8 protein-coding genes and 1 pseudogene are annotated in these 16,218 nt (G+C 63.0%); all 9 read right to left on the bottom strand.

What is annotated here, in order from left to right; all coding sequences use genetic code 11:
• Positions 1-17: 17 nt before the first annotated feature.
• Positions 18-173: pseudogene (locus tag AC1DES_RS04955) on the bottom strand (carbohydrate ABC transporter permease); the annotation flags it as partial.
• A 452-nt stretch (positions 174-625) separates the two neighbouring features.
• Positions 626-2,071, bottom strand: a complete 1,446-nt coding sequence (locus AC1DES_RS04950; protein ID WP_476894574.1) for a GmrSD restriction endonuclease domain-containing protein — start codon at positions 2,069-2,071, stop codon at positions 626-628.
• Between the two features lie 243 nt (positions 2,072-2,314).
• Positions 2,315-5,464, bottom strand: a complete 3,150-nt coding sequence (locus AC1DES_RS04945) for a UvrD-helicase domain-containing protein (protein WP_476894573.1) — start codon at positions 5,462-5,464, stop codon at positions 2,315-2,317.
• Complete coding sequence (locus AC1DES_RS04940; RefSeq protein WP_476894572.1) at positions 5,461-8,037, bottom strand: PD-(D/E)XK nuclease family protein; 2,577 nt, start codon at positions 8,035-8,037, stop codon at positions 5,461-5,463. The genes AC1DES_RS04945 and AC1DES_RS04940 overlap by 4 nt, the downstream gene beginning before the upstream one ends.
• A gap of 251 nt (positions 8,038-8,288) precedes the next feature.
• On the bottom strand, positions 8,289-8,984 hold the full coding sequence (locus tag AC1DES_RS04935) for a DUF6994 family protein (protein WP_476894571.1): 696 nt from the start codon (positions 8,982-8,984) through the stop codon (positions 8,289-8,291).
• A gap of 236 nt (positions 8,985-9,220) precedes the next feature.
• Positions 9,221-10,900, bottom strand: coding sequence for a nuclease-related domain-containing DEAD/DEAH box helicase (locus AC1DES_RS04930; RefSeq protein WP_476894570.1), 1,680 nt, complete (start codon positions 10,898-10,900; stop codon positions 9,221-9,223).
• Positions 10,901-10,926: 26 nt separating this feature from the next.
• On the bottom strand, positions 10,927-12,441 hold the full coding sequence (locus tag AC1DES_RS04925; protein ID WP_476894569.1) for a TY-Chap domain-containing protein: 1,515 nt from the start codon (positions 12,439-12,441) through the stop codon (positions 10,927-10,929).
• Entirely contained in the window at positions 12,438-13,535 is a 1,098-nt protein-coding gene (locus AC1DES_RS04920) for a hypothetical protein (RefSeq protein ID WP_476894568.1), read from the bottom strand. Before AC1DES_RS04920 ends, AC1DES_RS04925 begins: the two co-directional genes overlap by 4 nt.
• A 116-nt stretch (positions 13,536-13,651) precedes the next feature.
• The gene (locus tag AC1DES_RS04915) at positions 13,652-16,195 is read right to left on the bottom strand and encodes a sigma-70 family RNA polymerase sigma factor (RefSeq protein ID WP_476894567.1); all 2,544 of its coding nucleotides are present in this window, start codon (positions 16,193-16,195) and stop codon (positions 13,652-13,654) included.
• Positions 16,196-16,218 lie beyond the last annotated feature (23 nt).

Genomic DNA, 16,218 nt, shown 5'->3' with positions numbered 1-16,218 from the left:
GGTTTCCTCGACTCGAGTCATTTGCTCGCGCCCGCGGTGAGGCCTTCGACGATCCGTCGCTGGAAGATGAGCACCATAATGACCAACGGTACGGTGATGATCACGCCGGCGGCCATCTGTTCGCCGAAGGATGCCTGGAATTCGGTGGCGCCGGTGAACTTGGAGGCCACTGTTCCTCCCCCTGAAGGTGTCTACTTTCCCGCTGGGAAATTTACAAAAATTTCGAAGCCCCTAAAAGTTTTTGTAAGTCTGCAGGTTGCTCCCGACTGTCGGAGCGCCCGCCTACAGTGCTTCCATGACTCCCGATGAGATGACGTCCGCCCCCAAACAGACTAAACGCGCAACCACGCGGCGATGCCCGGTGTGCGGCCACGAGGCGTGGCGGATCGCCTACGGGATGATCGCGCCAAGTGTTCAGGAAACAATGCCGAAGACCGAATTCGATGGATGCTGCATTGACGTCGTCGAACGCCATAATCCGTCCACTGGAAAAGTTGAAATGGGCACACCTAGGTGGGCGTGCCAGTACCCGGAGTGCCGGTACCGCTGGTGGTGAAGCATTTCGTGTTCGCAAAGTACCCCCGTCAGCCGCAATGAGTAACGGGGGTTCCTTAGGCCCAGGTCTCTACTTTTCGCAGGCGATTCCGTCGCCGTCGCGGTCCAGGCTTCGGCTGTAGCCGGGCTGTCCTGCATAGATCGGAGCGGCCCCGGCAGCCCTGACCGCTGCGCAGTTGGGGTAGTAGGCTGCAGACGGCGCCGGGGGCACATAGACAGGTGCCGGCGGCACGTAGGGTGCGGGCGCGGGGGCCGGCGGAACATAGGGTGCGGGGGCCGGCGCGACGTAGACCGGCGCCGGCGGAACATACGGTGCAGGCTCGGCTGCCGCAGGTTCGGGCTCGGGGACAGCGACAGCTGCATCGGCGGACCCCTCCGGAGTCGGCTCGGCAGACGCGACGACTGTAACTTCCTTCTCATTGGTAGGGACGAGTTGACCAGCGCAATCTCCCAGGACGGTTGCCATAGCGTCGTGTTCGGCCTGCGTTACCCACAGGTTATAGGTCGCTTTGACAGAGATTTGACGGGCAACGTAGTCGCAGCGGTAGCTCTTGTTCGGCGGCAGCCAAGCTGCGGCGTCGCTGTCGCCCTTCTGGACATCGGTCGGGCCGTCAGTGGCCTGGAGGTTCAGGGGATCGTTGGCCAATGCCATGCGCTGGGCTCCGGTGAGCTGTTGGGCGCCCTTCTGCCACGCGTCACCTAGCGCGACCACATGGTCTATCTGCACGGCACTGCTAGTTTCTGGGCCCCTCTGGAAGTGGATGGTCTTAGCCGTGTAGGGGTCTGCCAGGATCCCGCTCTCGACTTTGCAGTGAACGTCGTCTGCGAATACGACACTGGTGAGGTCCCGCTTGAGTATGTCGTTTCGGGTATCGCAACCGTTGATATCAACATCTGCCCACGCCTGACCGTACATGGCTCGAGCCTCGTACCCGGGCGTCGGCGCCGCGCTCTTGATGGGAAGAGCGGCGAGGAGATCTGCTGCCTTCGTTGCGTATGCGGGTTGGCCTTTCGGGGCTTTGTAGCTGACGCCCTTGGCGAGTTCCGTGACCTTGTCGGGGTCCAGTGGTTCCCCTGTATTTGTCGGCGATGGTGTGGGAGATGGAGTAACCGAGGGCGTTTGTGACGCGACGGCGGATGCTCGGGACGCTTCTGCTGCCCGCTTTTCGTTCTCCGAAGCGGCCTGGGCGGCAATGCTCTCTGCCGACCGGGGCGGAAGGGTCATCCCGCCGACTACGAATAGCACCAGCGAGGCCGCGAGAACGATGCCGCCGACTTTTCGGCTGCCCGGAAGCCGAGCCCACGAGCGGCGCCCAGTGACGGTGACGTAGAGGCCGGTCAACGCGGTGAACATGGCCATGAATATCAGGGCCCCACCCACTCCACCGCTGCCCGCGCCCAGCGCGATGGCGGCTAGAGCCAAGGCTCCGACGATGAATGTCGAAACTTTCGGCTTGCGAGGCTGCGGCGCATAGTAGGATTCCGGCGTGCCCTTAGGCAATCGGTTGCTATTCATTTGCATCCCCAAGTTTTCGGCCCATTAGCTACATCGCTGGAGGCCAGACCTTTGACGCTATTCTGCGTCAAATTGAGTATATGGTCTCTTCCCGATTTCCTAAGTCGGGCATAGCAGGCGAAGCTGCGCTGTCTGCATAGATTGGGGAGGAATCTCCTGTTTCCGTCCACCGGCAAAACAGAGATGGGCACACCCAAGTGGGCGTGCCAGAACTCCGAGTGCCGCCACCGGTGGTGGTGAGGTTCAGCTGATCCGGAACAACTTCCCCAGCGCCGGCATGTGGATCAGCGTTTCGACGACGGGCCGCCCGGTGATGGACTCAATCGCCTCGGCATACCCTCGCATCTGGCCAATGTATTTGTCCTTGATATGGCCGATAGGGTCCTTGCCCGGATAAGACTTGTGATCCACCAGCACGAATCCGGCGGGTGTCTCCAGCAGGAGGTCGATCCACCCTTCCATCAGCTGGTCGTCCGGGTTCCGCCAGGCAACCGACTGCTCGGTGGTGACCTTAGCACCCGGGTACTGCCGGGCGAAGAAGCTGAGCATCCGGTCCCCGGCTTCCACCACAACGCTTGCGTCGACGCTGGTTGCAGCACCCCAGCGGTCCAGAAGGCGTTGCGCCGCCATGAGGCGGACGTCGGTATCCATGTGGGTAAGCGGCAGGGCAAAGTAACCGTGGATGGCCGATCCCACGTGGTCCCAGCCGGCTGCTCCGTGTGCGATGAGCTGTGGCCCCAAGGCGGCGGCCTCCGTGACATCGGCGACGAAGCCAAAGCTCTCCATCGAGCTGGCTGTTACCCGCGCCGGCTTCTGGGGCACCGGGCTGGACACGGATAGTACGTCGGCGAATTCCCGGGCGATGCCTTCGCCGCCTGCTGCTGGCCCCTCCGCGGGCTCGTAGCTGAAGGCATCGACGGGCAGGCTGCGTTCGCCGTCGCGGCCCTGGACGACCAAGGTTCCGTCGTTGCCGGGTCCGGAGGTCCACTCCACGATCGGTCCTGACGCGAGTGTGTTCAGCGAGGCCGGGGCCGGTTTGGCGGCCGCCAGGCAGGTCACGCTGACGGAGCGGGTCAGCCCCACGTAAAGTACTCGCGCGGAGTCCGCCTGGCGCCGCGCCAGAACTTGCCGGGCGACGGCGGAATCGTCCGCCGCTGCGGAGAGCGGTTTGAAGCCCTTGCCGCCGAACGGCCAGGGCCAGAAGCGTATCCACCGGCCGGCAAGGGGGTCCCGGACGTCGATCTCCGCGACGCCTTCGACCGCCACGCCCCACGGCTTTGCTGCAACAGGGGTGTCCAGGCTGGCGAGGACCACGGCCGGCCATTCCAGCCCCTTGGCCTTGTGATACGTCAGCACGTTGACGACGTCGTCGCCGAAGTTCTCGCTGCCGGCGCTGTCGGCGTCGGCAAGGAATTTGAGTGATCCGCTCAGGGTGACGGGCTTGCTGAGCGCAGCACACGATTCGTAGTAGCGCTCCAGCAGTGCGCGCAGCGCGTCGAGATTCTTCAGCCGCGTTCCGGGGTTGCTCCACGATTTGATGAGGCGGGCCACGCCGAGCCGGGACGTGACTTCCTCCATGATTTCCGTGGGAGTGCAGAGCTTGGCCAGGCCGCGAAGCTCGACCAGTCCGGACACGAGCGGGTCGCTGGCCCAGCGTTTGAGTTCGTCCTGGGGCTCGGCGGCGTCGAACAACGCGGGCACCCAGCGGCCGAATTCAGCATGCTCAGGGTGAAGGTGGGCTAACTCTGCTAGGGCTACGGTGTCGTCGTCGGAGGCGACAAAGGCCATCCCGGCGCGTACCAGTTGGACTTCCCGCGTGGCGAACAGAGAGGAGGTGTTGGTTGTTGCCTTGAGGCCGAGCGCGGTCAGTTCAGCTGCGATAGCCTCCACTGCGGCGTTTGACCGGGCAAGGACGGCGACGTCGGACGCCTTGAAACCGCGGCGCTGGATCAGGTCAACGACGCCGGCGGCGACGGCCCGGAGCTGTTCCGGAACCGTTTTCGCGTTCAGAGTCCAGGCCTCCCGGGAACCGCCTAGGGCGTTCTTGGGATGGGCGGCCTCCAGGCGGGCCTCCGGAACCGTCAGCCGAACCTCATCCTCGTCCAGCTCCGGGAACATGGCGAGGCTGATCTCGTTGGAGAGGTCGATGACAGCTTGTTTGGACCGCCAGGAGTCGTGCAGCTGGGTCTTTTGCTCAATGTGGGCTGCGACGGCCTTCATCAGCTCCGGGTCCGTGCCGCGGAATTCGTAGATGGCCTGCTTGGAGTCGCCGACCCAGACAACCTTGTCCACCAGCTCGGCGAACTTGGTGAACAGCTGGAGCTGCAACGGGCTCGTGTCCTGGAACTCGTCCACCACCATGAACTTGATCCGATCTGCGATGGAGGCCCGGAACTCCGGGTTGTTCTCCAGCAGTCCCAGGACCAGGGTTTCCTGGTCCGCGAAGTCGATGAGCCCGTATTGCCGCTTGAAATCCGCAAACCTGTCCAGGCAGGAAGCGGCGCAGGCAAAGACGAGCTCGGTGAATTCCTTCAGCTCGGTCTGGAAGACGGGGTTGGATACCAGATCCATTTCGATCGCTGAAATGTAGCTTTCCAGCTCCCGCTTGGCCCCCGCGTTCAAGACCCCGGCCGCATCGATCCAGAAGCGCCACGGGGCGTCCTCCGGCGAGGCGTAAGACAGGACGGGCTCCAGCAGGGCGATGGAGTCAAACAGGTTCTTGGGCGGCGTCTTGCCGCCTTCGACGATGTCAGCGGTCATCCCGCGCAAGCTCATGAGGCCCTGGAGGAGCTGACCGGACCAGGCCGCTCGGTCGTCGAGGCCCGCCGGACCGAGGACCTGTTGCAGTCCCTGCCAGGAGGATGAAGCCGAGTGCGCCAGATCCGCTGGATTGAGCGTGTTGCCGCGCGCGGCATCCGCGATGTCGCGGACGGTTGTGCGCCAGTCGGGGTCGCTGCCCCGGATGTCCGATTCGCCGTCGTACCCCAGACGCCGGGCCAGGGGCTGGATCCGCGGCGTGAACTCTGCGAACACGTCGTCGGTGGCCAGCTGGAAGATCCGGAGTTGTTCGTCCTCCGCGATGACCTGCAGCGCCGGCGACAGCCCGGCGTCGACCGCATATTCCTGCAGCAGACGGCTGCACACGCTGTTGACCGTGCCCACCATGCTGACGGACATCTGCCGGGCGGCGTCGGGACGTTCCTGCCCGAAGAGTTCGGCCTGTACCCGGTCAATGAGTTCGGCGGCGGCCTTCTTCGTGAAGGTGGTGGCCAGGATCTGGCTGGGCTGGATACCGGTGTTGATGGCGCGGGCGATTTCGCCCATCAGGCTGTACGTCTTGCCGGTGCCGGCACTGGCCGTGATCATCGTGACGTTGCTCAGTGCGTGGGTCATGAAAGGTCCCCTTTGAGGCCGCAGAGAGCGGAGAAGTCGCAGAAGTTGCAGGGAGGCTTCTGATAAAGCCTCCCGTCCGACGTTGCCGTTTCCCGTTGCTCGTCGGAGGAACCGAGCTCGCGCCGCCCGGCGGCCAAGACGCGTCCCTCGACGACTTCCGAGATGGAGAATTCGGCGGCGCGGACGGACCGCTGCCAGGTGCCCCGGCTGGAAGCCGGGCTGGCCAGAGCTGGGCCGAAGAGATTGCTGGTTGAGGCAAACTCGCCCTGTTTGAGCATGTAGTAGGACATGGCGGCGTCTTCGGCGACGGTGGACATCGGGTCCGGCCCGGCATCCAAGGCCCAGTGGTAAAGGGCGAGCTGCATCGCGTCGCCCTTGGTGATCTCTTCCCGCCGGTACTTCGAACGGTTGGTCCATTTGAGGTCAATCACCACGGGTTCAGCCTGCTGGTCCGCGGCCAGGACGTCGATGGAGCCGGATACCTGCACTTCAGTTTGAGCGCCGTTGACGTTGAACGAGGCCGGCTTGTCGAACTTGTGCTCGGTGGCACGGATGTAGACACCCTGGGACTGCAAAGTCTGGAACAGTTTGATGACCGAGCTCTCGACGACGGGCCGGAGGCCGGCGAGTTTGCTTCCCCTGCCCGGCAGCAGCAGCTCCGAGGCGTAGTGCGGGACGAGCTGGTCCAGCTTCGCCTGGACTTCCGCCGGCTCGGGCACTGCCCGGTTCGCGGCGTGGAGCTCGCCGAAAAGTTCCTCGACCACCCTGTGGACCAGGGTGCCGATCATCGTGTTTCCGGTGGGGACGGATTGCGCGGCGCCCACCTTGAGCCGGCCCTTCTTTTCCAGTACCCACTTCAGCGAACAACCGATCAGGGTGCTCAGCTGCGAGTAGGAGAGTTTGTCGGGCATGAAGGCCGGACGGGGGCCGAGGTCGTGAGAGGCCGGGACAGGCTCGGTGGGGGAGGGCTGCACCGCCGTCAGCGCCGCGGTCCGGCCGGCGAGCTGCCAAACGCCGTCGTGCCCCAAATCGGCGGGAGTGACGGTGAAGGCTTTGATGGCGTGCTCCACGGCCTTTTTGTTCTCCTCCGGGGTTCCGGGCAGGGGGACGGGAAGGACGCTGAACGCGAGCGAGGACAGGACCGGGTGCGCCTTTGTCGGCTCGCCGCTGATCTCGGCGGCACGCACGAGCAGCAGCCGCTGGCAGTGTTTGGCTGCCTCCACTGCGACGGAGAGTTCCAGCTCGGCAAGTGCGGCGGGATCCGGCAGTTCGACGCCGACGGTCTGGAGCGCCCGGAGCTCGGCGTTGTCCCAGTGGCGGGCCCGAGCCTGGCTATCATCCTGGCACCCCCACCAAACCAGGGTGTCGACGTCGTCGCAGAGTTCGGCGAGGCTGCGCAGCGTGACCCAGGGCGCGGCCTCGCCGCTGGAGATGGGACTGCCGCTGGCAGGAATGACGGATTCCAGGATCCGCGCAAGGGTTTTGCGTGTCACGGGCTCCGGCCCGTCGATCAGTGCTGTGAATTCGTTGAGCTGGCTGAGCACGGACTCCAGCTGGGGGTAGAGCTGCACGCGGCGGCTGAGCTGGGTGCGCAGCCACTGCGCGCGTTCGACGACGGCGCTGCCACTGACAGTCCCGTCGTCGGCCAGCAGCCCTGTGCTGAGCAGAAGGTCAAGCTCGGCCGCCACATCGGGGCCGAGGGCCTCGTCGCTGCTGATGTCTCGCAGTGCGCCGAGCCACTCCTCGCCGCCTGTGCCCGGCTGGGCGGCAAGGGCTCGCAGCAGATGCCGTCCTGCCGCGCGGCGGACGGGGCTGACCGGGAGGTTCAGGAACTCGCCCAGCAGCTGGACGTCCACCGGCTTCCAGATCACGTTGAAGAAGAGGGGAATGATCTGGTCCACGGCGCGCCACCGGGTGCGGCTGCTGACACCGATCCGGGGCAGGCCCCGCAGCTGAAGTTCCTGGTCCAGCAACGCCGTGCTTGAGGAGGCGACGACGGCGGAGCGGTCCGTGCCGGAGTGGTCGTCGCATGCGAGCCACCGGGCCGTGTGCTCGGCCGCTTCCCATTCGGATTTGGCGACGAGGACGGTCACTTTGCCCACCGGCCCGCTGTGCGGAGCCGGTTCTGTCACGTTCACCCCGCGCCGTTCAAGGGCTCCGATGAGCCGGCCCCAGATGGCGGGAAACGAGCTGCGGGGGTGCTGGAGTTCAAGCCGGGAGATTCCGAGAGGCCAGTTCGCTGTGGCATCGCTCTCGAGTTCGTGGACGAGTTCGAGGGGATAGTCGGCGAATGCCCGGTCGAGGGGGAGCTCGCTCTGCTCCAGGGAAGCGAGGGCATTCAGCTTGGCGGTGGACCCGGGCGGGGCCTCGCCGGTCCAGCCGTTGACCACGAGCTCGTCGCGCTGGTTCAGCAGGTCGATCGCTGTGGACCACGGGTCAACGGAGATCGATCCATGGAACCAGGCTGTCGGGGTGTCCTGGTCCGCGAGGCGGCCCATGTACTGTCTGATCCGTGTCGAGTGGCGGGCATCGGGTCCGGTCAGTCCGAGCCGGGTTTGCAGGAGCTGCGTCAACCCCAACGGACCTAGTCGCACTGCGCCGAGTGCGGACTCACGGTATGTCCACGGAGCGCGGTCCAGATACAGGCCAAACAAAACGTTCACAGCATCCCCCGGGACGTGTTGGAGCGACAGTTCCTAGATCATATGGGCGGGGTCGGACAATGAACGGTGCGACGCGTTGGGGGCGGACGATCGGCGGAGTGTGACGCCTCAGTCGGCGCGAGGCGCCTGAAGCAGTCTGTCGAAATTGCGCGCAACGGCTGCTAGCTCATCGCGTTCAGGATTCGCAGGCGGCGTGCCTCAAATAATTCCAGACTGTCCAGGCGGTAACGCGCATAAGTTGGCAGGTCCGAGGGCAGCGCCGGCGACTTGAAGTTGTCGAAGGGGAGCAGGAAGCGCACTGCACCACTCTCATCTACGAAGTCGCCGAGATGGAAGTGTTCGATGTATCCGGCGAAGGAGCCGAATAGCGCGAAGAAGCCGGCATAGCGATCCAGGGGTGTGGACAAGGGACTCGTGCCGCCCTCGTAAAAGCGCCGGATCGCTTCGAGAGTCAAGTCCCATCGGTCCTGGATCCGCGGATGAGTGCCTCGATTCTGGTTGAGGCTGCCCCGCGAGACTGGGAAGATCATGAAACCGCAGATCGTGTACGAGCGTCGCAGGAACGCGTCATTGACCTCGTCTGGAAGTTGCGCGTAGAGGTGGTGCAGTTTCCTTCGATGCCGGGTCGCAATCGTGTCGCTTCCGAGAACAATTCTCGTGCCGTCTGCTTCGTACACGAGATACGGTGAGCGAGCGCGCCCCGCGTGAAGCTCGAACGGCCGCCCGTCAGGGAGGGGCTTGCTCCATAGGAGCTGGTGGTATCGCCGGAGGGTGGGGCTGTGACTGTCGGGGTCCTTGCCCGCCGGAGTGTCATCGAAGAAGTTGTAGTCGACGTCAATCGCTTTAGACTCGCCCATGAACTGAAGCTAGCAGGAGCGGCCGACGCCGGTTCCTCTCGACACGCCACGCGCCTTCGCCCCAGCGCGGCCGCCCTCCGCCGCCGCGTAGGAAACGAGTGCTGCGACCGCGGTCACAAGACCGAAAGCTGATCCAGCTTCTCATGCCCAGGCGGCAGTCCTCCCGTTGCTCCAGCGCCAGGTTGCGGGATTGGCGCTCAATTGGAATCGCGGTCCATGAGCCGTCGCACCCACCTTCAGCGGTCGACGGGTGTCGCTGGCGACCAAGCCTGTGCGCGCGACAGAGCCGTCTTCAGATCCCGCCCGCCGGCTTCCTCCAGCAAATCAGAGTCGCCAACAATCACGAGAAGGCTTCGAGCCCGGGACAGGCCCACATAGAGCTGCTCGGCTGCTCGGCTTAGGTCCTTGAAGCCGTTAACGCAGAGGACAATCACAGACCGTTCCAGGCCTTTGAAGCCCAGAACGTGACCGTAGAACTCGCTTTCGTTTGCGTGGAATTCGCGCCAGTAGTCAGCGGTAGTGCCGTTCTCGAAGAACTCCTTATGGATGGGGTGGCGTTCCTTCGTCGTCAGCATGGCGATCTGGTTGTTTGCCCACCCCTCCTCGATCAGCGCATCGATGCAGTCCCCGGCGACGTTGAGGGCGTCCTCGGTGGCGCACTGAACGCGCCGGACAGGCAGCCCCGTGCTGCCCCTCGGCGTGAAGTGGTCACCGGCAAAGGATTTAAAGGTGTCGGCAATCTTTCGTGTGTTGCGCAGATTCTCGTCGATGTGGATCGTCACTAGGTCTTCCAGCGGGCTTGCCCCCTCTGTCGAGTGGTTGCTCCACCGCCGGTAGACGTCCTGGTGGTCGTCCAGGAACGCGTAGATCTCGGCGTCGTCCGTCGTGGTGGCAAGCAGCGCCTCCCACCAGAGCGGAGCGAAGTCTTGAGCTTCATCAATGATCACTGCATCTAGCCGTTGCTGGGGCTGGAGGCTGACTGCCAGCTCCTTGAGCAGCTGCGGCAGTTCCTCCTCGAAATAGGCGGGCCCCGTGCCGTCCTCCACTCCCAGACGCCGGGCATATTCGTGGAACTCTCCGGTGAAGACGGGCTGGGCATGACGCCAGTTCGAAACCCGGTCCTGTAGATACTGGCTGATGCCCTTGTTGTAGCTAAACAGGCCGACCCGTTTGCCCTGTTTGCACAGCAACCGGGCTTTCTCTATGGCCAGCCACGTCTTTCCGCTTCCTGCGCCACCGATGAACCGGACCCTGGGGAGAGACCGGGTGGCTTTCAACAGCACCGTCTGCCGCTCGGTGAGATGATCCTGGGCGTCTTCCAGCTCTTTCGGGTCCAGTAGCTGGTTACCCTCACCTCCCAGTGTTCCGTTGAGCACGCGCACTATGCGTTCCATGAATGCCGGCGCCAGCGACGAAGCGCCGCCGCCTTCCAATTCGATCGCGGTTCGGACCTGGTCGGCAGCCGAAGCGGTGTCTTCCTTGTCGAGAACCAGCGATCGCGGGCAGCCCGCCATCTCCCAATCGCGGGGCACGTTGGTGTAGGGGAAGCTGACCATGTAGGCGAAGCGGCTCGTCAGCTGGGTCCCCAGCTGGCGGCTGATCCAGTGCTTGAAGGCGTGGAGCGAGCCCTGCGACTGCGCAACGGGACTCTGTATCTTGTGCGCCCCGGACCTGTCGGACTGAAGCCACTGTCCGTTTTCGACAGAGACTCGGCCTCCCTTCACCTCGATTGCAGCCATTCCGACGCCGGGCCACAGGACGAGGATGTCGATCTCGTGTTCTGCCCGTCCGTCCCTTAGCTGGACTGAGTGGGCAAGGACGACGTCGTCTGGGAGACTGTTTTTCAGCGCGTACCAGACTGCCTTCTCCGCCGCGTGGCCATCGCCGAATTCGGGTTCTTCCGGAATGCATTTCATCGGTGCTCCATCAACTCGGAATCTGGCTAGGCAGCGTTGCTAAGTGTCTGCACAATACCGTTCAATGCGTCATCAAGGGTGACGCCGCCATCCGGGCCAGGTCCGTTTGGGAATTGGCCGGTATGCCATCGAAGCTTGCTCGCGTCCTCGCAGCCCCGGCCAAATCGCAAGCCTTCGAGTATCTGGTGACCGGCTTCGATGTGCGGGATACCGTCCTTGGACCAGTTCGGAAAATCATTATCGGGAGCAGACCAGCCAGTCCCGGTGAGGTAGCCGGTATCTATGGGCCACGTGTCGGCTGGCAAATACTGCTCGGACACAATTTCGAACCAGACCCCATCGGCGCTGGGAACTGCCTGCGCGTAGGGCGTCAGGCCGTCGGAGCCGTCGGCATACTCAATTCTGAGGAACGAGTTCCACTGCATGTTTGCCAAAATCTCGCTGATCAGTTCGCCCGCTTTCGCCCAACCTTCCTCGACATTGTTCTGGGCTCTGATGTGGTTGACCATGCCGTCGTACTCATCCTCGACTTCCGACGGCATAACGGCGCCTATCACCGACTCCCAAGCGCCGAAGTACCTTCTGATAGCGACAACGGACGGGCGATGGCGTCCGGCGGCCATTTCGGCAGTGACCCAACTGTCGTAGCTCGCCACGTCTTTTGGGGAGCCGAAGTAGTGGTAGGCCATGCTAAATCCGTTGGCCGCTTCAACGAAGTCAGATGTGCTGAAGCAGTGTGTCTCGGAAAGTGGCTGCAACCCTGCCAAGCTCAACGCAGTATCCCAGAACCCTCGGCCCAGTCTGCGGCGGAGATATCGTGCCGGTACCGGCCAACGGTCTCCGCCACCGGCCAGTTCGTCTCCAAGGTCCGCAGAGATTGCCTCAGCTATCTCCCCGTAGTCCGAGTACGAAATTCCCCCGACATCGCCGGCCCGGATGGCCTGAGCTGTTGATTCAATGACGGCCAGGATTTCGGCTGACTGCCCGTAAGGGTGGCTAGGACCCAGGAGGTCACGGATCTCGGCGAGGTATGAGAGCGGCATGACCCCCAGAGCCATTTCATAATCGGGTTGCACCCCGCGGTGACGGCCTAATACGTAGAGCAAACTGAGCATATCGATGGGTGGAACAAACTCCACCTCACCCGTTTGTTGTTGGACGGCACGGTGCAGCAGTTCCTTGAACACATGCGTACTGCGGAGCATTTCCTCGGCAATGTCGACGTCGACCGGTGCTCCGAGCGCGGCGAGAACCTTGGGTATATCCACGAAATCGATACGGGCTCGGTTGAGCTGCTCGAAGCGTTCCCGCTCCTGGTAAAGGGCCGCCAGTGTGGCATTGCATCGATTCCGGAGGGCCCTGGACCGCTGCTCCTCGCCCCGGTCCGCGAATCGACAACCGAGGATGTGCAGAATCTCCCAGCTGCTCATGTTCGCTGCGGCGGCGATGCAGCGCAGAGGGTCCCCGGCCAGAAACGATCTCATCGCCTGGCCCCTCACGTCCCGCTGGAGACTATCGGCCTCGGATTGTGGCTCAATCATGCTCTAATCCCCAAGGTTTGTTGCGACGTTGGGACCGCGGGCGGGGCAGAGGGTGGGTGGGCGACCGGCCGAAGAGGCTCCACATCGTCTTTGTCGTCCTCCTGCGGAAGAATGACCTCCAGCGCTGAAGCCCAGCTGCCGTAACGGCGGACGATTTCCATCGCCGAAGGGCGGTCGTTCCTCATGGACGCTTCGGAGTAAACCCACCGGTCGTAGATGGCAATGCTCATGGGGTGCTCAAAGTCGATGCATTCTTCCGTGAAGCCGTCGAGCGCTTCGAAGAAGTCTTTCCCGGTAAATCTCGACTCGGAACTTGGCAGGCTCAGGCCGGTAGCCTGCAGCGCATCCTCCCAGAATCCATGACCGTAACGGCGAAGTAGGACGGTGGCCGGCGCGGGCCACTTGTCGGCGGGAGCTACCCTAAAGTTTCCCAGACGCACTGAGATCGCCTCCGCCATCGTGGCGTAGTCCGAATAGGAGACGGTCTGGACGTCTCGGGCTCGGATGGCGAGCTTGGTCGTTTCCGACACGGCGGCGAACTCCGCCAGCCGCCGCGGGGAGACGTTGGGCTGCATGAGTGATCGAAGTTCGGCCAACTCCTCGACCGGCATTGTGCCGAGCGTCAGCTGATAGTCCGGTTCGATTCCGTGGTGTTTACCCGCCACGTACAACAGACTTAGCTTGTCGCCCAAGCTCCGCGAGGGCAGTGCCATCTCCATTCGATCGGACGGGACCCCGGGAATGTTGACGAGTTCGGCCGCGACTTCCACGTCGATCTTGCTCCCGAGCGCCGTCAGGACCTTCGGCGTATCAGACCAGGCAATCCCAGCGGCGTTCAACCGGTACAGCAGCTCACGGTTCTCATAGATGATTTCGTTTGTGGCCAGGCTCCGCTGCCGAACGGATCGCGCGCGCTCAAGCTCGAGGTCGGCGGTTGGCTGCTTGGCCAACGAATCGCAGAGCTCGTCCACCGTGCAACCCAAATTGGCGGCTGTGGCGCGGAGAGGTTCTCCGGCGGCGTAAGCGGCGCTTGCGACTTCAAGGCGCATTGTTTCCGGCGAACGGAAGCAGCCGGTCGTTTCGGCAGCGGGCAAGCTATTTTCCCCCAGGAATTGTACTCATGATCACATTCCTACCAGTAGTGCCCGACATTGTTGGGCAGGTGACGATGTTTGCCCCCGCGGCCGCGGGGGCGCGGAAAAGCATTCGCTTAGGATTTCTCGGCGTCGGCGTCGGCGTCGGTTTCCGTCACCGCGGATGCTTTCGTGAGCAGTGATTCGTAGCCGTCAAACATGTACTGACGCAACACCTGTGATCGAGATGGATGGCGGAGCTTCTTCATTGTCTTGACTTCGATCTGCCGGATCCTTTCCCGGGTGACGCCATACACCTGACCAATTGCGTCCAAAGTCTTTTCCTGGCCGTCAGTCATTCCGAAGCGCATGGCAATAATTCCTTCCTCACGTTCCTCAAGTGTGTCCAGAACAGCACGCAGCTGCTCCTGCATAGCTACTTTAAAGAGCGGATCCGTCACGTCCAGATCAAACGGATCGGCCAGCTGTTCGGCGAGGGCTTCGGTCCCTCCTCGGCCATCGGACACCTGCATATCCAGCGAGTAGATCGCCTTGTCCAAGGTCACAAGGTATTCGACTTTCTCGACTGAGTTGTCCGTGAGGCGGCCCAGGTCTTCATTGGTGCAGGAGGATCCATTCATTGCGGCAGTACGCAGCACTGACTGGAGCTTCTGAATTTGCTCCACAATGTGGACAGGCAAACGGATAAGGCGTGCCTGATCGGCCAGAGCCCGGGTGATGGCTTGGCGAATCCACCACGTGGCGTAGGTTGAGAACTTGAAGCCCTTGGAGAAATCGAATTTGCAGACGGCCCGGTGCAATCCCAGATTGCCTTCTTGAATCAGATCCAGGAAGTCGAGGCCCCTATTGACATAGTGCTTGGCTATCGAAACGACCAACCGAAGATTGGCGTTCAGGAGTGTGTCAGCGGCTCGCTTGCCGAGGAGTGCAAGGAATTCGAGTTCCCGGGTTTCGCGCCGCGGCCGCGGCGCATCTTTGTCCAGGAGGAGCTGCTCCGCGTAAAGGCCCGCTTCGACCTCCTGGGCCAGTTCCACCTCCTGCTCAGCCGACAGCAACTCGTAGCGGCCCAGCCGCCGAAGGTAGTCCGCCACGGCGTCATCCGTGACGCCATCACTGCCGGCGAGCTGTTCAGGCCACTCGTCGTCTTCCAAATCAAAACCCAGCGGCTCGGGATCATCCTCGGGCTCTTCAGGTGGCGGCTCGGGAGACGTCTGGGGCTGCTCCACACCAGCAATCGGATCCACCTCGCCGCCCGGCCGAAACGCAGGTTTGGGCTCGGCCACAATCTGGTGTAGAAAGCTCTGCAGCCGGTCCAAATCGGTCTTGATGTCGAAGAACTCGACGTTTCGGGCGAACGGCAGAACGCGGCCCAGAAACTCTTCGCCCTGGACGTTGGGGTCTTCCACGGTGTCCTTCGAGTACAGGACAACGAGACGCCCGACCCTTCCGTCGGCCTTCTTGCGGATGACGCGTCCCAGGCGCTGGACCATCTGCCGTTGGCTGTGATTGGCAGCGACGATGATGCCGAGGTCGGCTTCCGGCACGTCGATGCCTTCATCGAGCAATCTCGGCGCGGCGAGGATCTGCGAAGTGCCGTTGCGAAAGTCCTCCATGCCCTGCCGGCGTTCATCCTTGGCCATGCCGCTGAAGATTGCAGAAGCCTTGGAGCCCATTGCCGTGTACAGCTCCTGGGCACGCCGTGCAGATTCCTGAGTCTGGGTGAACACCAGCGTCCCGCGCGACTGGTCCACGGCCTCCTTGAGTGCCGCCAGCGCGTGGTACTTGGTCCGGGCTTCCGCGAGCAAGGTGAGCCTGGACGCCATCGCCCGCATGTATTTGCGGGCAATCGTCGATTCCCGAGTGATGGAGTCTGACCCCGCGAGCGAGGCGACTGCCGCAATGAACTGATGGAACGGGCGCCGGGGGATTCCGGCGTAGGTCTCCAGATTGCGCGCTGCTTCCAGCATGGTGTTTGAGAGATCGTCGTAGTTGACTCTCTCCGCCGGCGTCAGTTCAACACCGACGAGGGCAATGTCGAACGGCGCAATGACACTGTCTTTCAGCGCGCGGTCGTACCAGAGCTTGTAGACGACTCCCCCGAAATATGGCGACAAGACCGCCTCGTGCTCTCCGTCCGACCGCTCGTAGGTGGCGGTCAGCCCGAGCCGCCAGGCGAACCCCTCCTGAAGGGCTCCCGTGAACATTGGGGCGGCGTAGCGGTGGCATTCGTCCGCGATGATCAGGCCGGCCTTGTGGCTTCGCAGCGTCTCGCGGTTGGACGCCGAGTGGACTATCGCCACCAGGATGTCCACCTGGTCGAGTGAATCCGTGTGGCCATCGCCGAGTGCGCCACGGCGAACCCGCGGAAGGTCGCGCTGGATGGAAGACAGCCATTGCCGCTGGAGTTCCGCAGTGGGGACGAGAATCAAGACCTTGATTCCTTGGCGGACGGCTTCAAATGCAGCGGCGATGCCGACACGGGTCTTGCCTGATCCCGTGACGGCCTCCACGACGCCACGTCGAGCATTCGAGTGCCAGGCCTTGAGAGCTTCCTGCTGCCACGAGTACAAGAATGCGTAGTCATAGGAAGTGGGGACCGACGCCACTGCTAGAGGGTCGGAGCCCGTACTACTCAAAGACTCGTGGATCAGGTCAGTCATTTCATCCCCCAATTGGACTGTTC

Source organism: Arthrobacter sp. 05T442, assembly GCF_056395945.1.
Note: the sequence above shows the minus strand (reverse complement) of the source record. Positions and strands in the feature narration are given on the sequence as shown.

Bases quoted from the DNA above. Each gene is read 5' to 3' on its own strand.
- AC1DES_RS04930 (WP_476894570.1), bottom strand. From the start codon at position 10,900: ATGAAATGCATTCCGGAAGAACCCGAATTCGGCGATGGCCACGCGGCG.
- AC1DES_RS04950 (WP_476894574.1), bottom strand. From the start codon at position 2,071: ATGAATAGCAACCGATTGCCTAAGGGCACGCCGGAATCCTACTATGCG.
- AC1DES_RS04925 (WP_476894569.1), bottom strand. From the start codon at position 12,441: ATGATTGAGCCACAATCCGAGGCCGATAGTCTCCAGCGGGACGTGAGG.
- AC1DES_RS04945 (WP_476894573.1), bottom strand. From the start codon at position 5,464: ATGACCCACGCACTGAGCAACGTCACGATGATCACGGCCAGTGCCGGC.
- AC1DES_RS04935 (WP_476894571.1), bottom strand. From the start codon at position 8,984: ATGGGCGAGTCTAAAGCGATTGACGTCGACTACAACTTCTTCGATGAC.
- AC1DES_RS04915 (WP_476894567.1), bottom strand. From the start codon at position 16,195: ATGACTGACCTGATCCACGAGTCTTTGAGTAGTACGGGCTCCGACCCT.